This is a genomic window from Amycolatopsis lexingtonensis (genome assembly GCF_014873755.1).
GTDB classification, from domain to species: domain Bacteria; phylum Actinomycetota; class Actinomycetes; order Mycobacteriales; family Pseudonocardiaceae; genus Amycolatopsis; species Amycolatopsis lexingtonensis.
In genome coordinates this window covers 10,235,637-10,258,645 of sequence record NZ_JADBEG010000001.1, presented here as the reverse complement: position 1 = coordinate 10,258,645, position 23,009 = coordinate 10,235,637, and the positions used below count along the sequence as shown (strand labels likewise).

Here is a 23,009-nt window from a genome sequence, read left to right as displayed (position 1 = left end):
GACCATACGAGCGGGCACCGACAAAAACCGAACGGATTAGCCGCGCACGGTCACGACCAGGGACTGGGTCACCCCGTTGACCGTCACCGACAGCCGCGCGACGCCCGGCCGCACCGCCGTCAGGACGCCCGAAGCCGGGTCGAACGAAACGACGCCCCAGCTCACCGTCCAGTCCGCGCTCACCGGGTAGGACACCGGCACGTCCCGCGTGCCCTGCCGGACCGACGCGCGCACGACCGCGCGTTCGCCGCGGGCCAGTGAAGAAGGCCCGGACAGCGTCAGCGAGTCGACGTTCGGCCGCGTCTCGAAGCGCACCGGCTGGGCGCGGTCGGCCGGGTCGACGCGCAGCAGCGTCCAGCCGACGAATCCGCCGTCGCCCGGGGCGGCCGCGGGTGCCTTGCCCGAGTTGCCGTTGACCAGGTACGGCACGCCGTCCACGCGGGACAGCGCGAACACGCCGGCGTGCGAAGCCACCGAAGCGGCGGGCTTGCCGGACGCCTGCTCGAACCCGGTCAGCCACTGGGTCAGCAGCGTGGCTTCCTTCCGGTCGCCGAGCTGCGAGTTCCCGGTCGGGCTGGGGTCCTGCACCGGGTGGTGCATGGCGACGACGACCCCGCGCACGGACCGGTCCGCCGCCGCCGAATCGAGCGCCGAGCGCAGCATCCGGACCTGGTCGAACCCGCCCGCCCGCAGCGAACCGCGCGAAGAATCCATGAGCACCAGCCGGATGCCGTGCACGTCGACGACGCGGTGGGTCGCCCCGAAGACGGCCTGGAAGTTGGCGAGCCCGTTGCCCGCCTCGGCTTCGTGGTTGCCCGGCACGTAGTACCAGGGCACCTTGCCGTCGACCTCGTCGGCGATCACCTGCCGGGCCAGCGCGAAGTCGGGCGCCGTCCCCCGGTCGACGAAGTCGCCGTTGATCAGCACCAGGTCCGGCTTGGCGGCGACGGCTTCGCGCAGCGCCCGCCGGGCCTGGGCGACCAGCGGACCCGCCGGGTCGTCCGCGGTGAACTGGGCGTCGCTGACCACCGCGACCCGCAGGCCGCCGCTCAGCACGCCGTCGGTGACCAGCGCGGGATCGTGCGGGGCCGCGTCGGCGGGCACCGAAGTCGTCGGGGCCACTTCGAAGGTCAGGTCGTCGAACACCAGCCGGCCCTCGTACTGCTGCTCCGGCACGTTTTCGACGGCGTAGAAACGCGCGAGGCGCTGGCCGGCGGGCAGCCCGGCCGGGACCGCGGCGGTGACGTACCGCCAGCCCGTCCAGTCCACGCTCAGCGAAAGGTCCACGACGGACGCCACGTTCGCGGCGTCGCGCAGTTCGGCCCGCAGCCACGCGCCCTTGCCGTCGCCGTTCACCCAGAGCCCGATCTTCTGCGTCCCCGCCGGGACGGCGAGCGGCGCGGACGGCGTCACGTAGGCCGCGCGCGTGGCGTTCGTGCCGGTCAGCCGGTAGTCCAGCGCGAGACCGGCACCGCCGTCGCGCCCGGGTGCCGCCGACAGCGCCGCGCCGACGACCGCCGGGTACACCGTCGCCGTCCAGCCCGCCGGGCCGTCCAGCGGTGCGGCGACCTGGGGCACGTTGCCCACCGAAGCGGCCAAGTGCGTGGTGAAGCCCGCGGCCGACGCGGTGATCGTGGTCGCCCCGGACGCGGTCAGCGCCGTCACCGCGTACCCGTCGCCCGACGGCTCGATCCGCACCACCGAGTGGTCGTAGTCGAGCTTGACGTCGTCGGGTTCCAGCCAGGTGCCGTAGCCGTCGGCGTCGTAGCCGTAGACCTTGAACGTGCTCTTGGCGCCCGCGGCCGACAGCGCGACCTGCTCGGTGCTCGTGCCCAGCCGGACCGGTGCGCCCAGTACGGAAAGCGTCGTCTTCCCGGTCACGCGGCCCGAGCGCGCGAGGACGTCGACCTTGCCGGCGCCGTGGCCGGTGACCACCCCGCGCGTCACGGTCGCCCGCCGGGGGTCCGACGTCGTCCAGCGCGGCTCGGCGGCCACCGCGGCGCCGGTCTCGTCGTGGCCGTCGGCGACCAGGTGCCGGGTCAGGCCGGTCAGCACGCGGTCCGCGTCTTCGGTGGCCACCGCCGGGGCGGGCGCGAAGCCGGTGAGCTTGCCGCTGCCCGGCACGGTCGTGAAGCCGATCCCGTTGGGCACCAGGCGTTCCCCGCCGTCGGACGGCGAGTTCCGGACGCTCGGCGCGGCCTCGCCTTCGTTCCGCGCCAGGAGCGTCGACGAGCCGCCGCCGTCGAGGTTGATCGCGTCGTCGGCGCCGAGGCTCTTCATGTGCCGGGCCAGTTCCAGCTCGGTCAGGCCGCGGCTGTCGGCCTGCCGTCCGTCCACAGTGGCCAGCCAGAGCCGCTTGCCGTCGGCGGAGAAGCCCACCGCGGTCCGCGGGTGCATGGCGACGTTGTCGACCGGCTGCACGACGCCGTCGCGGAGCAGGACTTCGTTGCCGCCCACCGCGACCGCGATCTTCCCGGCGTCCGTGCGAGGCGCGTACGTGACGCCCACCGGGTCACCGGGCTTGAGGGCCGCGAGGGCGTCCGCACCGGCTTCGCGGGCCAGCAGCAGCGTGGTGCCCGCCGCGATCGGGCCGCTCGCGGGCTGGTCGCGCACGGCGGTGACGACGCCGTCGCGCAGCTCGACCTCGCGCACCCGCGACGCCCCGGCCACCGAAGTCGCACGGCCGGAGGCGCCCCACAACGGCGTGTAGACACCGATCGCGTCCGGGCCGAGGACCGGGCTGTTGAAGTTCGTGGCCTTCGCCGCGCCGCCCGGCAGCGTCACGGTGGCTTCGAGGAAGACCGACGCCAGCCGCGCCTTGCCCTCGTCGGTGATCGACGCCGTGAGGTTGTGGCCGGCGGCGGGCGCGGTCTGCAGCTGCCCGCGGTCGATGCCGACGCCGATCGGCGCGCCGGTGGCGCTGATGTCGAAGAAGTCGCCGTTGACGCCCGCGACCGCGCCCGCCCGCGCGATCTGCTGCGAGAGCGGCGTGCGCGCGGAAACCGTGCCGGGGCTGAGGTACGTGGGCTTCAGGACCTTGCTGCCCAGGTCGACGGCGAGGGTGTCGCCGCGGATCCAGCCCGCCGGGTCGAACCGGTCGAACTGGGTGAGGTTCAGCCCGGGCGCGACCTCGGTGGTCGCGCTCCCGGTGACGAGCCCGTCGTCGGGGTCCGCGGCGGCGAAGGTGGTCACGCCTTCGCGGGCCGACGACGCCGCGGGCGCGGCCTCGACCGGCGGGGTGCCGAGCGGCGCGGCGAGCGGGTCGGCGTGGGCGGGAACGACGAACGCCGTCGCGAAGAGGGCGACGAACGGCAGCACGATGCGTGACTTCTTCACCGGGTACCCCAGTATCGAGTGAGCGTGAGCCGGACCAGCACAGCGCAGCGGCACGGCCAGGGGAAGGCTTCCCGGTGAACGACGCCTGAATGGTCTAGAACACCATCACGGCGTGAGGGGCGCGGCGAGCAGCGCGGCCGCGGCGTCGCCGGTGACCCGCGGGGCGGGCCCGGTGCGCTTCCACAGCCGTAGCAGGAGATCGCGGGCGGGCGCTTCGACCGTCGCGGCGCCGTCGACCGCCGGGCCGAGCGCGGGCGGCTCGCCGGGGTGCACGGTCCAGACGTCGCCGGTGTCGGTGGCGCGCAGGGAAACCGGGCCCGGCAGTTCGGGAACGGCGTGCCAGCGCGTGACGCGGGGCAGCATCGCACCGAGGACCTCGTCGACGCCGTCCGCGGCCACGGCCGGGTCGAGCACGTGCTCGCTGCCCGCGTCGGCGAGGTGGACGGCGGTTTCGTGCACCTGGCGGCGGAACCAGAACGCCTTGGTCTTTTCGGTGCCGCCGAAGTGCCAGCACCCGTCTTCGGGAGTGGCCTGCTCGAGGGCGTCGAGGAGCAGCCCGGCGCTTTCGGCGTACCAGGACGCCAGGTCGGCGCCAGGACCCGCTTCGAAGTCCTGGGACTGCAGCTCCCCGGTGGTCACGATGGCGGTCGCCCAGCGGTGGACGTTGCCGAGGTGCGTGCCGAGGTCGGCGAGCGTCCAGTCCCCGCAGTCGGGCACCTTCGCGGCCGGATCGCCGGTGCGCAGGGCGTCGGCGAACGCGCCCGTCAGCTCCCGCAGCACGGGCAGGTAGTCGCGGGCGGGGAACGGCATCGTGGTCATCGGCGCTCCGGGTGCGGAACCGGGGCCACGCGCGGGCGTGGCCCCGGTGGCGATCACAGGTCGGGGAACCAGAGCTTCAGCTCGCGCTCGGCCGACTCCGGCGAGTCCGAGCCGTGCACCAGGTTGTACTGGGTCTCCAGCGCGAAGTCGCCGCGGATGGTGCCCGGGGTGGCCTTCTCGACCGGGTCGGTGCCGCCGGCCAGCTGGCGGAACGCGGCGATCGCGCGCGGGCCTTCGACGGCGAGCGCGACCAGCGGGCCCGACGTGATGAACTCCAGCAGCTCGCCGAAGAACGAACGCTCCTTGTGCTCGGCGTAGTGCTCCTCGGCCAGCGCCTGCGGCACGGTCCGCAGTTCGACGGCGGCGAGCTTGAGGCCCTTGCGCTCGATCCGCGAGATGACCTCGCCGACGAGGCCGCGCGCGACGCCATCGGGCTTGACCAGGACCAGCGTGCGTTCAGTCACGACGGTGTTTCTCCTTGTTGCGGTTGCGTGTCGGTGCGCGTGAGCGTAGCCGGACGCGGTGAGCGGGCTCGGCGGAGGTCGCGAATGGGTCATTCGCGACCTCCGCCGGGCCGATCGGCCGGGGTCCGCTGTCTTGAATGAGTCATTCAGGGCGCCGGAGGTCCTGAATGACTCATTCAAGACCTCCGCGGAAGCCGGGCCGAGCCGATCAGCGGCCCTGCGGGTGCAGTTTCTTCGACCACAGCGAGGCTCCCGTGGCATCACGCAGATCCACGGTCAGATCTCCGGTGAAGCCGTCGACGTTCAGCTCGCCGAAGTGCTGGAAGCCGTCGATCGGGGCCGTGTTCGCCGCCGGTGGGGCGTGCACGAACACCGCCTCCGGGCCGAACGTCGGGTCCAGGGAATTGGGCCCGAACGCGCCCGCGTTCAGCGGTCCGGACACGAACTCCCAGAACGGGTCGAAGTCCTGGAAGGCCGCGCGGTCGGGCGAATAGTGGTGCGCCGCGGTGTAGTGCACGTCCGCGGTCAGCCACACGACGTTGCGGACGCGGCGGCGCTGGATCTCGCGCAGCACCCACGCCAGCTCGGTCTCGCGCCCGCCCGGCGCGCCCGGCAGGTTGTTCGCCACCGCTTCGATGTCCTTGCCGTCCGGGACGACCAGGCCGAGCGGCATGTCCGCCTGGACGATCTTCCACGTCGCGGTGCTGCGGCCGAGCGCGTCGGCCAGCCAGCGGGCCTGCCGGTCGCCGAGGATGTAGCCCGGCTTCGTCTGGTCCGCGGTGTTGGCGTTGCGGTAGGTCCGCATGTCCAGCACGAAGATCTCGACGCGCGAACCGTAGGTGAAGCTGCGGTAGACGCGGCCGTCGACCGCTTGGCGGGAGTCGATCGGGTGCCACTCGTGGAACGCCTGGTACGCCCGCGGCGCGAGGACGTCGACGCGCTTCTCGGTGTAGGCCGGGTTGTCGAGGATCTTGCCCGGGTACCAGTTGTTCAGGACCTCGTGGTCGTCCCACTGGACGTACGACGGCACCTGCGCCGCGAACCGGCGGAAGTTGTCGTCGAGGCGGTTGTACGCGTGCTGGCCGCGGAACTCGTCCAGTGTTTCCGCGACCTTCGACTTCTCCGCCGTGACGACGTTGCGCCAGGTCCGGCCGCCGGGCAGGGTCACGGTTTCGGTCAGCGGGCCGTCCGAGTACACCGTGTCGCCGCTGTGCAGGAACAGGTCCGGGTTCCGGGCGGCCATCGCGGAGAAGATCGTCATCCCGCCCAGCCCGGGGTTGATGCCCCAGTTCTGGCCGACGACGTCGCCGGACCAGACGATCCGGGTGTCGCGGCGGCCCACCGGGGCCGTGGCGAACCGGCCGGTCAGCGGCTCGCTCGTGGCGCGCCCGTCGAGGGACACCGCCGTGACGCGGTAGTGGTACTCCGTGCCGGGCTGCAGCGCGGCGACACGGACCTGCGCGGTGCCGCCGGTGGCCGGCCCGGCGAGGGGACCTTGCACCCGGCGGGCGTGCCGGAACGACGGGTCGCGGGCGACCTCGACCACGAGCCGCGACGGGCGGTCCGCGCGGGACCAGACGATCGCCGAGCCGGGGGTGACGTCGCCGGATTGGACGCCGTGGGTGAGCACGGGCCGGTCGCGGCGGACGAGCGGGACCGCGGCGAAGGCCGTCGAAGGCAGCACGAGCGTGGCGGCGGCGCCGGTGAGACCGGCCTTGAGCAGGGTGCGGCGGGAGTGGTGGGTCGGTTCGGTCATGCGCGGTTTCTATCCCGCCCCGGCCAACGCGGGATTGCGCGCGGGTGAACGGATATCGGGGGTTTCCCCCATCCCCGGCACCGCTCGCCGTCGGTAGCGTGGCGATCACGACAAGGGGGTCAGATGAGACCATTGAGGAAAACCCTGGCGGTTCTGACAACGGCACTCACCATCACGACACTGGGGACAGCCGTCGCGGAAGCCGGTCAAGAGAAGGCCGTCCTCCGCTACACCGAGCACGGCATCCCGCACATCGTCGCCAACGACTTCGCCGGCCTCGGCTACGGGTACGGCTACGCGGCGGCGACCGACAACGTCTGCGAACTCGCGAACATCTACCTGACGGTGAGCGCGCAGCGGTCGAAGTACCTCGGCCCGGGCGGCGACGGCTACCCGTCGCTGTCCGAGGCGGCGAACAACCTGCACAGCGACCTGTTCTTCCAGCGGATCAACGATTCGGGGATCGTCGACCGGCTGGCCGCGCAGCCCGCACCGCAGGGCCCGCGGCCCGAGGTCCGGCAGATCGTTTCCGGTTACGTCAAGGGCTTCAACGCCTACCTGGCGCGCACCGGCCGGTCCGGCATCTCCGACCCGGCCTGCCGCGGCGCGGACTGGGTCCGGCCGATCACCGAGCAGGACTTCTACCGGCACTTCTACGCCATCGCGATCACCGGCGGCCAGGGCGTGGTCACCGAAAGCCTGTTCGCCGCGCCGCCGTCCGGCCCGGCACCGGCTCCCGGCACCGCCGGCCAGCTCTCCGACCAGGTCCGGAAGGCACTCGGCGGCAGCGGACTGGGCAGCAACGGCATCGCGGTCGGCGCCGACTCGACCGCTTCGGGCCGGGGCAGCGTGCTGCTCGGCAACCCGCACTACCCGTGGCAGGCCGGGCGCCGGTTCTGGCAGAGCCAGCTGACCATCCCGGGCCGCTTCGACGTCGCCGGCGCGAGCCTGCTCGGCATGCCGTTCGTCCAGATCGGGCACACCGCCGACGCGGCCTGGACGCACACGGTGTCCACTCCGGTCACCTTCGGCCTCTTCGAGGTGCCGCTGCGAGCCGGCGATCCGACGACCTACCTCGTCGACGGCAAGCCGGAGAAGATGACTTCGGCCGACGTCACGGTCCAGGTGCGCCAGGCCGACGGCTCGGTGCGACCGGTCCGGCAGACTTTCTGGGCGACGCGCTACGGGCCGGTGATGGCCGACTTCCAGGGCATTCCGCTGCCGTGGACGGCGAAATCGGCGTACGCGGTGCGCGACGCCAACGCGACGAACCTGCGCGGGCTCAACACGTGGTTCGAGCTCGACCAGTCCCGCAGCACGGCCGACGTCGTCCGCGCGCTGAGCCGCACCCAGGGTGTCCCGTGGGTCAACACGATCGCCACCGACCGCGCGGGCAACGCGCTCTACGCCGACATCCAGGTGGTCCCGCACGTCACCGACGAACAGGCGAAGGCGTGCAGCACCCCGTTGGGACAGGGGACGTTCCAGCAGGTCGGACTGGCCATTTTGGACGGTGCGAAGTCGTCCTGCCAGTGGGGTTCGGACCCGGGCGCGCTCGAACCGGGCATCTTCGCGCCGTCGCGGCTGCCGCAGCAGCAACGCCGCGACTACGAGCTGAACGCCAACGACAGCGCCTGGCTCGCGAACGCGAAAGCGCCGATCACCGGGTACCCGCACATCGTCGGGGACATCGGCACCGAACGCTCGCCGCGCACGCGGGAAGCGTTGCTCACGGCCGAAAAGGGCGGTTTCACGACCGATTCGATGAAGCAGATGCTCTTCGCCGACCACAGCCTGTTCGCCGATCTGACGGCGGCGGACCTGGCGAAGCTGTGCGCGTCCTTCCCCGGCGGGCAGGCGCCGTCGTCGTCCGGCCCGGTGCCGGTCGGGCCGGCGTGCACCGCGCTGGCGGGCTGGGACCACACGTACACCCTGGACACCCGCGGTTCGCTGCTGTTCCAGCGGTTCGCCGCACGGCTCGGGAACGTGGGCCGGTTCACGGTGCCCTTCGACCCGAAGGCGCCGCTGACCACGCCGAACACGCTCAACGTCGGCAACGCGGACGTTCAGAAAGCGTTCGGGGACGCGCTCGTGGAGTTGCGCACGGCCGGGCTCCCGCCGGACGCGGAGCTACGGGACGGCCAGGCCGTCACCCGCAACGGCGAGCGCATTCCCATCCACGGCGGACAGGGTTTCCTGGGCGTGCTCAACGTGATGACGACGGAGTGGGACCCGGCGCGCGGCAACGTCGAGGTGGCGCACGGGTCGAGCTACCTCCAGGTGGTCGGGTTCTCCGGGCACGCGTGCCCGGACTCGTCGACGTTGCTGACGTACTCGCAGTCGTCGAACCCGAAGTCGCCCTACTTCAGCGACCAGACGAAGCTCTACAGCCGCGGTGAGTGGGTGAAGGAACGCTTCTGCGAAGCCGACATCCTGCGCTCCCCCGCGCTGCGGACCGTCGTGCTGCGCTGAAGTTTCGGCGGAGGCGGGCGCTCAGCCGTCCGCCTTCGCCGCCAACGCGCGCAGGTCGGCGAAGGCCTCGTCGAGGTGCTCGTCCAGACCGCGCGCGGATTCCCCGATCCACGCTCCGGCCGCGTGGTGGAAGGTGATCCAGCCGACGTCCGCGGCCAGCGCGGCCGGCCGGTCGGCGACTCCACGCGCGCGCAGCGCCGCCGCCAGTGCGTCGCTCATCGCCGCGGCCTTGGCCAGATCGCGCTCCCGCAACGCCGGGGTCGCCGCGATGACCGCGAGCCGCGGTTCGGCGAACGGCCGGTTGCCCTCGAGGATCCGCCCGGACTTGCGGAAGGCGCGGATCAGGACTTCGAGTGGCGGCAGCCCGTCGGGCGCCTCGGCGACCGACGCGACGAGTTCGGCGCGCAGCGTGGCTTCGCCGTCGAAGAGCACTTCGCGCTTGTCCGGGAAGTGCCGGAAGAACGTGCGCTCGGTGACGCCGGCCCGGGCGGCGATCTCGGCCGTGGTGGTCTGGTCGAACCCGCGTTCCCGGTACAGCTCGAGCGCCGCCTGCTGAAGGCGGCGGCGCGCTTCTTCTCCGCTGCGTGGCACGGGGCCAGCTTACCCGTAGCGCCAGTCACTGACACTACGCGGTACAGTTCGTAGCGTCAGTCACTGTCACTACCCGGGAGATGTCCCCATGCACGTCTTCGTCACCGGCGGTTCCGGCCTCACCGGACCCGCCGTCGTCACCGAGCTGATCGCGGCCGGCCACACCGTCACCGGCCTCGCGCGCTCCGACGCCTCCGCCGCCCGGCTCGAGTCGCTGGGCGCCACCCCGCACCGGGGTTCGCTGGAGGACCTCGACAGCCTGCGCGCCGGCGCCGAAGCCGCCGACGCCGTGCTGCACATGGCCTTCGGCGGCGACTTCAGCGACCTGGCCGACATGACCCGCCGCGACCGGACGGCGATCGAGGCGCTCGGCGAGGTCCTGGTGGGTTCGGGCAAGCCGTTCGTCAGCACGTCCGGCACGCTCGTCATGCCCGCCGGCCGGGTGAGCACCGAGAAGGACGAGCCCGACGCGGCCGGGCTCGCCGCCTTCCGGATCGCGGGCGAGCGGGCCTGCCTGGACTTCGCCGGCCGCGGGGTGCGGGCGAGCGTCGTCCGGCTCGCGCCGACCGTCCACGGCCCCGGCGACCACGGCTTCATCGCCTGGCTCGTGGACACCGCGCGCAAAACCGGGAAATCGGCCTACGTCGGCGACGGCACCAACCGCTGGCCCGCGGTGCACCGGCTCGACGCGGCGGTCGTCTTCCGCTTGGCCCTGGAGGGCGCTCCGGCGGGCAGTGTCCTGCACGCGACCGCCGAGAACGTGCCGTTCCGGAGCATCGCGGAGACGGTCGGGCGCGGGCTCGGCCTGCCCGTGGTCTCGCTGACCCCGGAGGAGGCCGCCGGGCACTTCGTCAGCCCGTTCATCGCCGCGGCGTACGGGCTCGACGCGCCCGTGTCCAGCGAGCTCACGCGGGAACTGCTCGGCTGGTCACCCCGTCACCCGACGCTGCTCGACGACGTGGCGGACGGCGACTACCTGTAAGGCGTCAGGGCTGGGGCTGCTGCTGGCTCGCCAGGGTGCCGGCCGCCATCCGGCGGGCGACGTCCTTGCGCAGCCACAGCAGCCACAGCCAGATCGCCAGGAAGATGACGCCCAGCACGGTGATCGCGGGCAGCCAGAACACCAGTGCGATCAGCACCACCTGCAGCGCGAGGATCAGTGGCACCGCCCACCGGCGCTTGACGAACCCGCACGTCACGACCAGCAGGACGGCCACCGCGATGACCGTCCACCCGGTGCCGGTGCCGATCCCGCCGCCGAGCTTGTTCACCACGGGGAGCGCGAGGGCGACCGTGATGCCCTCCATGATCAGGGTCCCCGACATCACGCCGCGGAAGCCCTTCATCGGGTCCTTCGGCTTGGGGGCTTCGGTCGGCTCGCTCACGCCGGCTCCTTCCCGAACAGGGTGCGCGCCTCGCCGACGGTGACCACCGAGCCGGTGACCAGCACGCCGCCGCCCGACAGCGGCTCCTCGGGGTCGTCGCTGGTCTCCACCAGCGCGATCGCCGTCTCGATCGCGGTCTCCAGGTCGGTCTCGGCGACCACGCGCTCCTCGCCGAAGATCGAGATCGCCAGCTGGTTCAGCTCTTCCAGCGGCATCGCGCGCGGCGACGAGTTGCGCGTCACGACGACGTCGGACACCACCGGCTCCAGCGCGTCGAGGATGCCGTGGGCGTCCTTTTCGGCCATCACGCCGACCACCGCGACCAGGCGGCGGAAGGCGAACTCCTCGGCCACGGTCGTCGCGAGCGCGCGGGCGCCGTGCGGGTTGTGGGCCGCGTCGATCATCACCGCGGGGGCCGCGCGGACGCGCTCCAGCCGTCCCGGCGTCTCGACCTCGGCGAACGCCTCGCGCACGGCCTCGATGACCAGCTGCTTGTCCTTGCCCGCGCCGAAGAACGCCTCGACCGCGGCCAGCGCGAGCGCGGCGTTCGCGGCCTGGTGGGCGCCGTGCAGCGGCAGGAAGATGTCGTCGTAGACGCCGCCGAGGCCCTGCAGCTTCAGCAGCTGCCCGCCGACGGCGACCTCGCGCTCCAGCACGCCGAACTCGCTGCCGGCGCGCGCGACCGCGGCGTCGACCTCGACGGCGCGTTCCAGCAGCACCTTCTGCACCTCGGGGTCCTGCTCGGCGATGACGGCGACCGAGCCGGGCTTGATGATGCCCGCCTTCTCGCGCGCCGCGCTGACCGCGTCGGGGCCCAGGTACTCGACGTGGTCGAGGCCGATCGGGGTGATGACGGCGACGTCGGCGTCGGCGACGTTCGTGGCGTCCCAGGCACCGCCCATGCCCGCTTCGAGCACCGCGGCCTCGACCGGGGCGTCGGCGAACGCGGCGAACGCCATGCCGGTGAGGATCTCGAACTTGCTCATCGCGACGCCGTCCGCGGCGGCACCGTCCACCATGGACACGTACGGCGCGATGTCGTGCCACAGCTCGGCGTAGCGCGCGGCGGAGATCGGCCGGCCGTCGAGCGCGATCCGCTCGGTGACCAGCTGCAGGTGCGGGCTGGTGTAGCGGCCGACGCGCAAGCCCATCCGGGTCAGCAGCGCGTCGATCATCCGGGCCGTGGAGCCCTTGCCGTTCGTACCGGCCACGTGCAGCACCGGGTAGCCGCGGTTCGGTTCGCCCAGCAGCTGCGTCAGCGCGGAGATCCGGGTCAGCGACGGCTCGATCTTCGTCTCCGGCCAGCGCTGGTTCAGCTCGGCCTCGACGGCCATCAGCTCGCGGCGGGCCTCGGGGCCGTCCGGGTTGCCGTAGACCGCGGGTTCGCCCTGGTCGTCGAGCTCGTGCAGCTCGGTGTCCTCGGGCACGGTCAGGTCGGGCACCGGGCCGGTGGCGAGGTTGTCGCCCAGCTGGCCGACACCGCCGATGCCACCGCGCGAGCCGCCACCGGCTTCGAACGCGGTGTCCCGCGCGTCCAGCTCGGGGTCGTGGTCGTCCGAGTCCTCGTACCCCTGGGCACCCAGCTCGTCGACGCCCGCGAAGCTGTCCAGATCCGACAGGTCCGGCTTCCGACCTGTCTCATCCTGCGGCACTGACTCTCCTCCGGCCTGGGGTTTCGCGCTTGCCTTCCGAGTCTACGTGCGTGCCGGGTGGCACTCTCGACGCATGCCGTTCAACCACAACGACCACTACCACCCGCTGCTGCTGGACCTGCTGCCGCCGGGACCGGGCATCGCGCTGGACGTCGGCTGCGGCACCGGCCGGTTCGCGCGGCGGCTGGCCGCGACCGGTATGGCGGTGGAGGCGGTCGACGTGTCGGCCGCGATGGTCGAAGCGGCCGCAGGGCTCGGCTCGCCGGGGCCGGGCGAGATCGTCTACCGGCAGGCCGACGTCACCACCGACGCCCTGCCCGAGGCGCACTACGACTACATCTCGTGCGTGGCGTCCCTGCACCACATGCCGTTCGAGACGCTCGCCAAGCTGCGCCGCGCGCTGGTGCCCGGCGGGGTGCTCGTCGTGCTCGCACTGGCGCGCCCGAGCACGCCGGCGGACTGGGCGCGGGCGATCGCGGCGGTGCCGGTCAACGCGCTCGCCCGGCTGGTCGTCTACGCGGGCGAGCGGCTGAACGGCGGCGCCGAGGAGGGCCCGCGGGCCCCGGTCGTAGACGACTTCCCGACGCTGGCCGAAGTGCGCCGCGAGGCGGCCCGGCTGCTGCCCGGGAGCACCGTCCGGCCGCTGTTCTTCTGGCGCACGCTGATCACTTACCGTGAGCACGGCGACGGTGACCCGACTGGCGGGTGAAGTTCATCCCCGTCGCCGTCCGGTTCTCGCTACATGTGGAGGCAGCGTTTCCACCAGCGAGAACGGGGTCTTCATGCGCATCACCCGGCTGCTCACCGCCGTCGTCTCGGCAGCCATCCTGCTGCCGGCGTCGGCCGCTGTGGCGCCTCCGGCGTCCGCGGCGACCGTCGGCAGCTACGTCGCCCTCGGCGACTCCTACACCTCCGGGCCGTTCATCCCGGCCCAGCGGCTCGACCCACTGGGCTGCGGGCGGTCCACCGCGAACTACCCGTCGGTGCTGGCCGCGACGCTGCACGCCGGGAAGTTCACCGACGTCAGCTGCGCCGGCGCGGACACCACGAACATGACGCGGCCGCAGGGCGTGCCGTTCAACGGCACCAACCCGCCGCAGCTGAGCGCGCTGCGGATCGACACCGACCTGGTCACCCTCGGGATCGGCGGCAACGACTACGGCGTCTTCGGCAGCTTGACGTCGACGTGCCCGGGCCTGCGCGCGAGCGACCCGACGGGCAACCCCTGCGAAGCGCACTTCAACGGCTCGGTGAGCTCGGCGATCGACAACATCGGCCCGCGGGTCGAGGCGGTGCTCGCCGCGATCCACGAGCGTTCGCCGAAGGCGCGGGTGCTGGTGGTCGGCTACCCGCGGATCGCGCCGGACAAGGGCTACTGCCCGGACGTGCTGCCGTTCGCCGACGGCGACTACGCGTGGCTGAACAGCGTCGAGGAGAAGCTGAACCGGACGCTGGCGGACGCCGTGGACGGCGACGGCCAGGCGGAGTTCGTCGACACGTTCGGCCCGTCCCGCGGCCACGACGCGTGCGCGCGCGGCGGCTCGTCGTGGATCAACGGGAAGGACCAGAACGTCTTCGAGGCGGCGGCCTACCACCCGCTCAAGGCGGGGATGGCGGGCGTGGCGGCGGTGGTGCTCAAGGCGCTGCGCTGACGAACTCGAGCACGACCCGGGCGAACTCGTCCGGCAGCTCGGCCGGTGCTCCGTGCCCCGCGTCGATCTCGGCGGCGCGCGCGTCCGGGATCGCGGCGACCAGCTCCCGCTGCTGCTCCGCCGTGATCAGCCGGTCGTGCGCGCTGCCGAGCACCAGCACCGGCGCGGTGATCCTGGCCAGGACCGGGCGCAGGTCGACGGTGCGGTCGGTCTCGATCTGGCGGTCCGCGCCGGGCTGGATCACCGTGTCGAGCGTCTTGACGAGCTGCTCGTTGCTCTCGGCGGTGGCCTGCTCCCAGTAGCGGGGGCCGAACGCCATCAGCGGGAGCATGCGGGCGAAGGACCCGGTTTCGAGCAGGTCCAGCCAGTAGCGGAACTCGGCGTCCTGCCTGGTGTCCGTGACGGGCCAGGCGGCGTGCAGCACCGCTTTCCGGACGCGGCCCGGGCGGGTGCCGGCCAGGTGCGCCGCCACGACCGCGCCGAGGGAATGCCCGACGACATGGGCTCTCTCGACGCCCGCGTGGTCCAGGACGGCTTCAGCCTGAGCGGCGAGGTCCTCGACGCTGATCGGGCCGCCGTCGTCGGTGGTCAGCCCGGAGCCGGGGAAGTCGGGGGCGAGAACGGTGAAGTCCCCTGACTGCGCCGCGAGGGGTCCCCACTGCTCGCGGGAGGCGGCGGTGCCGTGCAGCAGGAGCAGCGCGGGGCCGTCGCCGGTCCGGTCGTAGTGGACGGTGGTGGTTCCGAGCGTCACTTCGGGCATGCGTCGGGCTCCTTCAGGCGATCTCGCGGAGGGCGGCGGTGAACGCGCGCGGGTTTTCCTGGTGCGGGAGGTGCCCGCAGCCGGCGAGGACGTGCACCCGGGCGCCGGGCGTCTCGGCGGCGCAGGTGCGCGGGACTTCGAGGGGGATCTCGGCGTCCAGCTCGCCGTGGAGGTAGGTGATCGGGACCTTCAGGTCGCCGAGGCGCGGGCGCGGGTCGTAGGTGGTGCACTCGGTGAAGAGCTCGTCGATGTAGACGCCGGAGTCGAGCAGCTGGCGGATCGTCCACGCGACGAGCCCGGGCGCGGCGCCCGCGACCCAGTTGGGCACCCAGTCCTCGAAGGTGCCGGCGCGGTCGTCGACAAGGCGTTCGCGCAGTTCGCGCACCTTCTCGAGCATGCCGGTGCTCGGCCAGTAACCCGGGCTGTCGACGGAGACGACGCGCTCGACCAGCTCGGGCCGCGCGAGCGCGAGTTCGGTGGCGAAGATCCCGCCGATGCTGGACCCGACGACGGTGGGGTGGATCCCGAGCGTCTCGATCAGGCCGGCGAGGTCCGCGGCGATTTCGGCGATGGTGTTGCCCTCGGCGGGGTGGTCCGAGCGGCCGCACCCGCGCCAGTCGAGGGTGACGACGCGGTGGTCGCGCACGAGATCGGGCAGGCACGACTGCCAGACGCGGCCGCTGGTCCCCCAGCCGTGCAGGAACAGCAGGGCGGGGCCGGCGCCGGCGTCTTCGTAGTGCAGCCGGGTGTGGTTGACGGTGGTGTAAGGCATGGCTCGAGCCTGGTCACCCGGCAGGCGTTTTTCGATGGGCAGTCCGCTCCTACACTCATCACGAACGGTGATGAATGGGGTGTCTCGTGGAGCTTCGCCAGCTCAGGTACTTCGTGACGGTGGCCGAGGAGCTGCACTTCGGCCGCGCGGCGGAGCGGCTGCACATCGTCCAGCCGGCGGTGAGCCAGCAGGTGCGGCGGCTGGAGCGCGAGCTGGGGGTGCCGCTGTTCGGCCGGACGACGCGTTCGGTGGCACTCACCGAGGCGGGGCAACGGTTCTTGCCGCACGCACGCGCGGTACTGGCGGCGGCCGACCGGGCGGCGGATTCGGTGGCGGAGTTCCGCGCGGCCGGGCCGCTGGTCCGGCTGGGAACGAGCGAAGGCCTGGGCGACCGGCTGGACGCGTTGCTGACCGCTTTCGCGAGGCTGGCGCCTTCGGCTTCGTTGGAGCTGGTCCACGCACCGACTTCGCAACGTCTCCAGCGCGTCCGGGACGGTTCGCTGTCCGCGACCATCGTGCGGGGCTCGTGGCCTTCGTCCGGGCTCGACTTCACTCCCTTGTGGACGGACGAGGTCTGGGTGGCGCTGCCCGCTTCGCACCCGCTGGCTTCCTCGGACGAGGTCGCGTTCGCTTCACTGGCTTCGTTGCCCGTGCGGCTCAGCTCCCGGTCGCGGAACCCGCCGTTGCACGATCTGGTCGTAGCGTGTTGCCGTGAAGCCGGGTTCGAGCCGGTGCTGGGCAAGGAGTTCACGACGGCACAGGACACGTTGGGGACGCTGGGCTTCGGGCGTCCACACTGGACGGTGTTCTACCGGGCGCACGCGAACCTGCTGCCGGTGCCGGGCGTGGCGTTCCGGCCGTTACGCGATCCGTCGCCGCGGATGCCGACGTACTTGGCGACCCCGTCGGACCGCCGGGTGCCGGCGGAGGTGGTGGCGCTGATCGAGGCGGCGCGGGCCACCGAGGACGGCTGAGTAACGCTCCGCCCGTCGCGAACGACCCCTTCCGCGTGCCGGAAACCTTCGAGATGGACCGCGTGGACCGCATCGCCGACATCCTGTACGGCGTAGCGTCCGGCGGAGGTGTGATCGAATACGTCCCGCTCGGCAGGCGCGTCGGCGTGCAGCCGAACCACCTCGGGCACTTCCTCGAGCAAGTGTCCGCACGCGCGGCGGGCCGTGACGAGCCGCTGTGGAGCGCGCTGGTCGTGTCGAAAGAAAGCCGGCTGCCGAGCAGCGGGTTCTACGTTCTCGCGCGCCGGGTGCGCGACGAGTACGCGAACCTCGCCGACCAGGACGTCTGGGAGCGGGAACGGCAGCGGTGCTACGCCGCCGCTCGCTCCACCTGAGCACATGACGAAGCCCGGCACTCCCGAAGGAGCACCGGGCTTCGTCGACGAACTCAGGAAGCCGGCAGTGCCGCCAGCCGGGCGGTGATGCGGTCGATGTCCGCCACCGCCGTCTCCTTGCGGACCTTGATCTTGTCGATCACCGGGGCCGGGGCCTTCGCGATGAAAGCCTCGTTGCCCAGCTTCGCTTCCGTCTGCGTCAGCTCCTTCTGGGCCGCCGCGAGGTCCTTCTCCAGCCGCTTGCGCTCGGCCGCGACGTCGACCGTGCCCGAGAGGTCCAGTTCCACCGTCACCACGCCGTCGGCCAGTGCGACCTCCAGGGACGCGCTCGCCGCGAACTCGTCCGATGGCGCCGTCAGCCGGACCAGCGAACGGATCGCCTCTTCGTGGCCGCCGGTGTAGCCCGCCAGGCGCGACGCCACCTTCTGGCCCGGCTTCAGGCCCTGGTCGGCGCGGAAGCGGCGGATCTCCGTCACCAGCTTCTGGACGTCCGCGATCCGGGCGTCGGCGACCGCGTCGGCGTATCCGGCCGGGGCCGAAGGCCAAGCCGCGATCACCAACGACTCACCGCCGGTCAGGGCCGTCCAGAGCTTCTCCGTGATGAACGGGATGAACGGGTGCAGCAACCGCAGCACCGTGTCCAGCACGTGCCCGAGAACAGCGCGCGTCGACGAAACCCGGTCGTCGTCGCCTTGGTACAGCTGGACCTTCGCCAGCTCCAGGTACCAGTCGCACAGCTCGTTCCAGGTGAACTGGTAGAGCGCGCCCGCCACCTTCGCGAACTGGAAGTCCTCGAACAGGCCGTCCACTTCGGACACCAGCGCACCCAGGCGGCCCAGGATCCAGCGGTCCGCTTCCGTCAAAGCAGAAGCGTCAGGCAACGGCGAGGCCACCGAAGCCCCGTTCATCATCGCGAACTTCGTCGCGTTCCACAGCTTCGTGCAGAAGTTGCGGGAGCCCGCCGCCCATTCGTCGGCCAGTGCCATGTCCGCGCCCGGGTTCGCGCCGCGGGCCAGGGTGAAGCGGGTGGCGTCCGCGCCGTACGCGTCCATCCACTCCAGCGGGTCGATCACGTTGCCGCGCGACTTCGACATCTTCTTGCCGTTCGCGTCCCGGATCAGGCCGTGCAGGTACACGTGGTCGAACGGCTGCTTCCCCTGCATCTGGTGCACGCCGAACATCATCATCCGGACGACCCAGAAGAACAGGATGTCGTAGCCGGTCGACAGGACGCTGGTCGGGTAGAACTTCGCGAGGTCCTCGGAAGAGGACGACGGCCAGCCCAGCGTCGACATCGGCCACAGGCCCGACGAGAACCACGTGTCCAGCACGTCCGGGTCCTGCGTCCAGCCCTCGCCCGACGGCGGCTGCTCGTCCGGGCCCACGCACACGACTTCGCCGTCCGGGCCGTAGTACACCGGGATGCGGTGGCCCCACCACAGCTGGCGCGAAATCGTCCAGTCGTGCATGTTGTCGACCCAGTCGAAGTACCGCTTGCCCAGCTCCGGCGGGTGGATCTCGGTGCGGCCGTCGCGGACCGCGTCGCCGGCCAGCTTGGCCAGCTCCTCGACCTTGACCCACCACTGCAGCGACAGCCGCGGCTCGACGACCGTGTCGCAGCGGGAGCAGTGCCCGACCGCGTGGACGTACGGGCGCTTCTCGGCGACGATCCGGCCCAGCTCGCGCAGCGCCGCGACCACCGCGGGCCGCGCCTCGAACCGGTCGAGGCCCTCGAACGGACCGGGGACCGTGATCTCGGCCTTCTCGTTCATCACCGTGAGCATCGGCAGGTCGTGGCGGCGGCCGATCTCGAAGTCGTTCGGGTCGTGCGCCGGGGTCACCTTGACCGCGCCGGTGCCGAACTCCGGGTCGACGTGCTTGTCGGCCACGATCGGGATGCGGCGGCCGGTCAGCGGGAGCTCGACCTCGGTGCCGACCAGGTGCGCGTACCGCTCGTCGTCCGGGTGGACGGCGACCGCGGTGTCGCCCAGCATCGTCTCCGCCCGCGTCGTCGCCACGACGATGGCGTCGTCGCCGTCGCCGTAGCGGATCGACACGAGTTCACCGTCGTCGTCGTTGTGGTCGACCTCGATGTCCGACAGCGCCGTGCGGCAGCGCGGGCACCAGTTGATGATCCGCTCGGCGCGGTAGATCAGGCCCTCGTCGAAGAAGTTCTTGAACACCGTCTGGACGGCCTTCGAGAGGTTCTCGTCCATGGTGAAGCGCTCACGCGACCAGTCGACGCCGTCGCCGAGGCGCTTCATCTGGCCCAGGATCTTGCCGCCGTACTCGGCCTTCCACTCCCAGACGCGCTCGACGAACTTCTCGCGGCCCAGGTCGTGGCGGGAAAGGCCCTCGCCGGCCAGCTGGCGCTCGACGACGTTCTGCGTCGCGATGCCCGCGTGGTCCATGCCCGGCAGCCACAGCACCTCGTAGCCCTGCATGCGACGGCGGCGGCTCATCGCGTCCATCAGGGTGTGGTTGAGCGCGTGGCCCATGTGCAGCGAACCGGTCACGTTCGGCGGCGGCAGTACGATCGAGAACGGCGGCTTCTCCGACGAGGCGTCGGCCGTGAAGTACCCGGCCGCTACCCAGCGGTCGTACATCGGTGCTTCCTCGGCGGCCGGGTCCCAGGCACCCGGAAGGTCGGTGGTCTGCTGCGGAGCGTTCTCGGTCACAATGGACAAGTCTACGAACCCGTCACGGCGGGTCACCCAGGGGGAAGGCACTCGGGATGGCACAGCCTCAGCAGCCGCAGGATCCGGACGACCGGCGCCTCGAGACGCACCCGGACCTGATGAACCCGGATTGGCAGAAGTACGCCGAGCGGGACGCCTGGCTGGGCGCCAAGAAGGACCTCAAGAAGCGCCGCAAGCGGGAGCAGCGCGCGGGCGGCTACCAGCGGCCGGGGCAGAGCCGCTGGCCGGGCGTGCTGGCCCTGCTCGTCGTGGCCGGACTGGTCGCCGCGGCGATCATCGTGCACCAGATCCAGGGCATCGGCGTCAACGAAGACCCCTTCGTCTTCTTCGGCTCGTAACGCGCGGCCCCCGCCGTCGATGATCAGGCATCGACCCTGGGGGAAAAGCGACGTGGACGACGACAACCTGCTCGATTCACACCCGGACCTGATGGACCCGGAGTGGCGCAAGCACGCGCAGACCGACGCCTGGCTGGGCGCCAAGAAGGACCGCAAGCAGTTCCGCAAGCAGCGGAAACGCGCGACCGGGAAGCCACGGCGCCGCTGGTGGATCTTCGCCGTGTTCGTGCTGATCCTGGGCGTGACCACGGCGGCGATCGTGTACGTCGGGCGGCGGCCCGCCCCGGTGGCCGCGCCGCCGAACCCGACGCAGGTGGCGCAGTTCGCCCGCGTCGACCTGGCGCACCCGTACGCGAACACCCCCGCCGACGCGTGGCCGAAGGGCCTGGACGGCATCACCTCGCCCGCCGCCGCACCGGTCGGCGCCTTCAAGGCCGAAGCGGTCGCGAACGCCTACGCGCAGGCCCGCCAGGCGATCACCGCCGCCCACCTCGACCCCGCGGTGCTGGTCGCGCACGACCCGAAGGCCTACCTCGCGCTCTTCGCCCCGGACCAGCGCGACCAGCTCGCGCCGCGGCTGACCGAGAAGCCGGCGAAGGACAAGGCCGGCCTCGACTCCTACCTGACCGAGATCGCCGACGGCTACCACCTGCTCGACGCGGGCCCCCGCACGTTCGGCACGCTCACCGCGCGCGCCGGCGACAAGCCCGGTGAGCTGGCCGTGGACGCCAAGTACGTCGTCGCCTACGCCTTCGACAACGTCCACCCCGAGACGCTGACCAGCCCGAACGAGATCGTCAGCTTCCTGCGCGTGGACGAGACCTACGTCGTGGCCACCGGCTCCCGGGTCGCGAAGACCAGCCGTGGGCTGTGGCTCGACGGCGGGCAGAGCGCGACTTCGTCGGTCGGCTGCGCCGCCGCGCTGGAGGGTTTCCTGGCCCCCGGTTACGCCAACCCGCCAGCCGCCCCGTCGGACGGCGACCAGGACGCTCCCGGCTACTACGACCCCAAGTACCCGGTGCCGACCCTCGACGACTGCCACTGAGCCACCGCACCCCCGGTCGGGAGTGCGTCACACCCAGATGCACAGCCTGGACTGTACAGTTAGACTGTGTGCATGGGCGAAGTACCTCCGCACGTGGCCGAGAGCGCCGGCTGGATCCGCGGCGTCGTCGGGCAGCTGCACCGGCGGCTGCGCCAGGTCGACAACGCCGGGATCCTCACGCCGTCGCAGTCCGCGGTGCTGAACCGGCTGCACCGGGCCGGGCCGGCCACCCAGGGTGAGCTGGCCGCGGCCGAGCACGTGCGGCAGCAGTCCATGGCCGCCACCCTCGGCGTGCTCGACGAGCTCGGCTACCTCGCCCGCACGCCCGATCCCGCCGACCGGCGGCGCGTGGTGATCAGCCTGTCCCCCGCCGGGAGCGACACCGTGCGCGGCATCCAGCAGCACCGCGAAGAGTGGCTGGCCCAGGCGCTGCTGGACGAGCTGTCCCCCGCCGAGCTCGACGTCGTCACGCGCGCGCTGCCGCTGCTGCAGCGCGTGGCCCAGCACTGAAGGAGTCCTCACGGCCACCGTCACCGCACCCGCCAAGTTCGGCGCCCGCCTGGTCACCCCGCTGGTGGCCGGCGCGGTGCTCAACCCGATCAACTCCACCCTCATCGCCGTCGCGCTCGTGCCGATCGGGCAGAGCTTCGGCGCCGGTCCCGGCCAGACCGCCTGGCTGATCTCGGCGCTGTACCTCGCCACCGCGGTCGGCCAGCCGGTCGTCGGGCTGCTGGTGGACCGCTACGGCGCCCGCCGCGTGCTGCTGGCCGGCGCGACGCTGGTGATCGTGGCCGGGATCGCCGGGATGGTCCCGATTTCGGTGGGCTGGCTGACGGGTGTGCGGGTCGTGCTCGGCCTCGGCACCTGCGCCGGGTTCCCGGCCGCGATGGCCGTGCTGCGCCACCACGCCGAAGCGAACGGCCAGGGCGTGCCCGCCCGCGTGCTTTCGGTGCTGTCGATGTCCGCGCAGACGGTGATGGTGATCGGCCCGACGCTGGGCGGCCTGCTGATCGGGCTCTTCGGCTGGCCGGCGATCTTCGCCGTCAACATCCCGCTCGCCGGGCTGTCGCTGGTGCTGGCCTGGGCGTGGGTGCCGAAGAACGACCGCGGCGCGCGCACCGCCACCCGGATCGACGTGCTCGGCATCACGCTGTTCTCCGCGACGCTGCTGGCGCTGCTGTTCTTCCTGATGGACCCCGGCGCCGAGACGTGGCTGCTCGCCGTCGTCGCCGCCTTCGGGGCCGCCTTCACGCTCGTCGAGCTGCGGCGTGACCACCCCTTCCTCGACCTGCGGATGCTCGCGGCCAACAGCGCGATCCTGCGCACCTACCTGCGGCAGGCGCTGAGCTTCATGGCCATCTACGCGATCATGTTCGGTTACGTCCAATGGCTCGAGACCACGCGACGGCTGTCCGAGGAGGCCGCCGGGCTGATGCTGCTGCCGATGTCGGGCACGGCGGTCTGCGCCGCGGCGTTTTCGGGGCGCGGGTCCGGGATCAAGGCGCGGCTGGTCACCGTGGCGGTCGCGCTGGCCGGCGGCTCGGCGCTGCTGCTGTTCGTCCACGACGGCACGGGGGCCGGCGCGCTGCTCGCGCTGGCCGCGTTGTTCGGCCTGGCGCAGGGCCTGACCAGCGTCGCGAACCAGACGACGCTCTACGGCGAGGCGCCCGCCGAGCAGATGGGCACCGCGAGCGGCCTGTTCCGGACGGCCCAGTACCTGGGCGCGATCGTGGCCTCGACGCTCATCGCCCTCTGCTACGGGCCGCACGCGGACTCCGCCGGGCTGCACCGGCTGGCCGTCGCGCTGGTCGTCATCAGCGTCACCCTGCTGGGAGTCACCGTCTTCGACCGCGGGCTGCGCGCCGCGAAGGTGAAGTCCGCGTGAGGCGATGCCTCTTTCCTGGAGAAAGTGGCGCGCCG

The 23,009-nt window shown here is 72.1% G+C and carries 20 protein-coding genes; 10 read left to right on the top strand and 10 right to left on the bottom strand.

What is annotated here, in order from left to right; genetic code table 11:
- Positions 1–36 precede the first annotated feature (36 nt).
- The 4 genes from H4696_RS47140 to H4696_RS47125 all read right to left on the bottom strand — a co-directional run bounded on the left by H4696_RS47140 (position 37) and on the right by H4696_RS47125 (position 6,375).
- A complete protein-coding gene (locus H4696_RS47140) occupies positions 37–3,318 on the bottom strand; it encodes a phosphodiester glycosidase family protein (RefSeq protein WP_086858023.1) in 3,282 nt (1,093 codons plus the stop codon).
- 123 nt (positions 3,319–3,441) lie between these two features.
- Positions 3,442–4,155, bottom strand: coding sequence for a maleylpyruvate isomerase family mycothiol-dependent enzyme (locus tag H4696_RS47135; RefSeq protein ID WP_086858016.1), 714 nt, complete (start codon positions 4,153–4,155; stop codon positions 3,442–3,444).
- Between the two features lie 53 nt (positions 4,156–4,208).
- Entirely contained in the window at positions 4,209–4,619 is a 411-nt protein-coding gene (gene ndk / locus H4696_RS47130; RefSeq protein WP_086858017.1) for a nucleoside-diphosphate kinase, read from the bottom strand.
- 208 nt (positions 4,620–4,827) lie between these two features.
- Complete coding sequence (locus H4696_RS47125) at positions 4,828–6,375, bottom strand: alkaline phosphatase D family protein (protein WP_086858018.1); 1,548 nt, start codon at positions 6,373–6,375, stop codon at positions 4,828–4,830.
- Between the two features lie 123 nt (positions 6,376–6,498).
- Here H4696_RS47125 and H4696_RS47120 point away from each other — a divergent pair, with 123 nt between their 5' ends.
- Complete coding sequence (locus H4696_RS47120; RefSeq protein WP_086858019.1) at positions 6,499–8,847, top strand: penicillin acylase family protein; 2,349 nt, start codon at positions 6,499–6,501, stop codon at positions 8,845–8,847.
- 21 nt (positions 8,848–8,868) lie between these two features.
- Here the strand turns inward: H4696_RS47120 and H4696_RS47115 are convergent, their stop codons facing one another.
- Positions 8,869–9,438: a TetR family transcriptional regulator gene (locus H4696_RS47115; protein WP_086858020.1), complete on the bottom strand. Its 570-nt coding sequence runs from the start codon at positions 9,436–9,438 to the stop codon at positions 8,869–8,871.
- A gap of 88 nt (positions 9,439–9,526) precedes the next feature.
- Here H4696_RS47115 and H4696_RS47110 point away from each other — a divergent pair, with 88 nt between their 5' ends.
- Positions 9,527–10,420, top strand: coding sequence for an SDR family oxidoreductase (locus H4696_RS47110; protein WP_086858021.1), 894 nt, complete (start codon positions 9,527–9,529; stop codon positions 10,418–10,420).
- Positions 10,421–10,424: 4 nt separating this feature from the next.
- Here the strand turns inward: H4696_RS47110 and H4696_RS47105 are convergent, their stop codons facing one another.
- Entirely contained in the window at positions 10,425–10,784 is a 360-nt protein-coding gene (locus tag H4696_RS47105; RefSeq protein ID WP_086858024.1) for a DUF4233 domain-containing protein, read from the bottom strand.
- A 35-nt stretch (positions 10,785–10,819) separates the two neighbouring features.
- Positions 10,820–12,475: a bifunctional tetrahydrofolate synthase/dihydrofolate synthase gene (gene folC, locus H4696_RS47100; RefSeq protein WP_192782928.1), complete on the bottom strand. Its 1,656-nt coding sequence runs from the start codon at positions 12,473–12,475 to the stop codon at positions 10,820–10,822.
- A 73-nt stretch (positions 12,476–12,548) separates the two neighbouring features.
- On the opposite strand from folC, the gene H4696_RS47095 reads away from it, so the two are divergent.
- Entirely contained in the window at positions 12,549–13,184 is a 636-nt protein-coding gene (locus H4696_RS47095) for a class I SAM-dependent methyltransferase (RefSeq protein ID WP_086864363.1), read from the top strand.
- Between the two features lie 73 nt (positions 13,185–13,257).
- Positions 13,258–14,127: an SGNH/GDSL hydrolase family protein gene (locus H4696_RS47090; RefSeq protein ID WP_086864362.1), complete on the top strand. Its 870-nt coding sequence runs from the start codon at positions 13,258–13,260 to the stop codon at positions 14,125–14,127.
- On the opposite strand, the gene H4696_RS47085 is transcribed toward H4696_RS47090, so the two are convergent.
- On the bottom strand, positions 14,111–14,887 hold the full coding sequence (locus H4696_RS47085) for an alpha/beta fold hydrolase (protein ID WP_086864361.1): 777 nt from the start codon (positions 14,885–14,887) through the stop codon (positions 14,111–14,113). The two genes, H4696_RS47090 and H4696_RS47085, sit on opposite strands and share 17 nt — an antisense overlap.
- A gap of 13 nt (positions 14,888–14,900) precedes the next feature.
- Positions 14,901–15,659, bottom strand: a complete 759-nt coding sequence (locus H4696_RS47080) for an alpha/beta fold hydrolase (protein WP_086864360.1) — start codon at positions 15,657–15,659, stop codon at positions 14,901–14,903.
- 86 nt (positions 15,660–15,745) lie between these two features.
- On the opposite strand from H4696_RS47080, the gene H4696_RS47075 reads away from it, so the two are divergent.
- Both H4696_RS47075 and H4696_RS47070 read left to right on the top strand, forming a co-directional pair.
- Entirely contained in the window at positions 15,746–16,633 is an 888-nt protein-coding gene (locus H4696_RS47075) for a LysR family transcriptional regulator (protein ID WP_086864359.1), read from the top strand.
- Positions 16,634–16,668: 35 nt separating this feature from the next.
- A complete protein-coding gene (locus H4696_RS47070; protein ID WP_086864358.1) occupies positions 16,669–17,007 on the top strand; it encodes a hypothetical protein in 339 nt (112 codons plus the stop codon).
- Positions 17,008–17,060: 53 nt separating this feature from the next.
- Here H4696_RS47070 and H4696_RS47065 read toward each other — a convergent pair whose 3' ends face one another.
- Entirely contained in the window at positions 17,061–19,685 is a 2,625-nt protein-coding gene (locus H4696_RS47065; RefSeq protein ID WP_086864357.1) for a valine--tRNA ligase, read from the bottom strand.
- Positions 19,686–19,741: 56 nt separating this feature from the next.
- Here H4696_RS47065 and H4696_RS47060 point away from each other — a divergent pair, with 56 nt between their 5' ends.
- The 4 genes from H4696_RS47060 to H4696_RS47045 all read left to right on the top strand — a co-directional run bounded on the left by H4696_RS47060 (position 19,742) and on the right by H4696_RS47045 (position 22,974).
- Positions 19,742–20,044, top strand: coding sequence for a hypothetical protein (locus tag H4696_RS47060; RefSeq protein ID WP_086864356.1), 303 nt, complete (start codon positions 19,742–19,744; stop codon positions 20,042–20,044).
- A 52-nt stretch (positions 20,045–20,096) separates the two neighbouring features.
- Positions 20,097–21,089 (top strand): hypothetical protein, encoded by a 993-nt coding sequence (locus tag H4696_RS47055; protein ID WP_086864355.1) that lies wholly within the window; start codon positions 20,097–20,099, stop codon positions 21,087–21,089.
- A 72-nt stretch (positions 21,090–21,161) separates the two neighbouring features.
- On the top strand, positions 21,162–21,599 hold the full coding sequence (locus H4696_RS47050; protein ID WP_086864354.1) for a MarR family winged helix-turn-helix transcriptional regulator: 438 nt from the start codon (positions 21,162–21,164) through the stop codon (positions 21,597–21,599).
- A 64-nt stretch (positions 21,600–21,663) separates the two neighbouring features.
- Positions 21,664–22,974: an MFS transporter gene (locus H4696_RS47045; RefSeq protein ID WP_086864353.1), complete on the top strand. Its 1,311-nt coding sequence runs from the start codon at positions 21,664–21,666 to the stop codon at positions 22,972–22,974.
- Positions 22,975–23,009: the final 35 nt, after the last annotated feature.

Bases quoted from the DNA above. Each gene is read 5' to 3' on its own strand.
- H4696_RS47060 (WP_086864356.1), top strand. From the start codon at position 19,742: ATGGCACAGCCTCAGCAGCCGCAGGATCCGGACGACCGGCGCCTCGAG.
- H4696_RS47125 (WP_086858018.1), bottom strand. From the start codon at position 6,375: ATGACCGAACCGACCCACCACTCCCGCCGCACCCTGCTCAAGGCCGGT.
- H4696_RS47135 (WP_086858016.1), bottom strand. From the start codon at position 4,155: ATGACCACGATGCCGTTCCCCGCCCGCGACTACCTGCCCGTGCTGCGG.
- H4696_RS47120 (WP_086858019.1), top strand. From the start codon at position 6,499: ATGAGACCATTGAGGAAAACCCTGGCGGTTCTGACAACGGCACTCACC.
- H4696_RS47095 (WP_086864363.1), top strand. From the start codon at position 12,549: ATGCCGTTCAACCACAACGACCACTACCACCCGCTGCTGCTGGACCTG.
- H4696_RS47105 (WP_086858024.1), bottom strand. From the start codon at position 10,784: ATGAAGGGCTTCCGCGGCGTGATGTCGGGGACCCTGATCATGGAGGGC.
- H4696_RS47080 (WP_086864360.1), bottom strand. From the start codon at position 15,659: ATGCCTTACACCACCGTCAACCACACCCGGCTGCACTACGAAGACGCC.
- H4696_RS47110 (WP_086858021.1), top strand. From the start codon at position 9,527: ATGCACGTCTTCGTCACCGGCGGTTCCGGCCTCACCGGACCCGCCGTC.
- H4696_RS47090 (WP_086864362.1), top strand. From the start codon at position 13,258: ATGCGCATCACCCGGCTGCTCACCGCCGTCGTCTCGGCAGCCATCCTG.
- H4696_RS47085 (WP_086864361.1), bottom strand. From the start codon at position 14,887: ATGCCCGAAGTGACGCTCGGAACCACCACCGTCCACTACGACCGGACC.
- H4696_RS47050 (WP_086864354.1), top strand. From the start codon at position 21,162: ATGGGCGAAGTACCTCCGCACGTGGCCGAGAGCGCCGGCTGGATCCGC.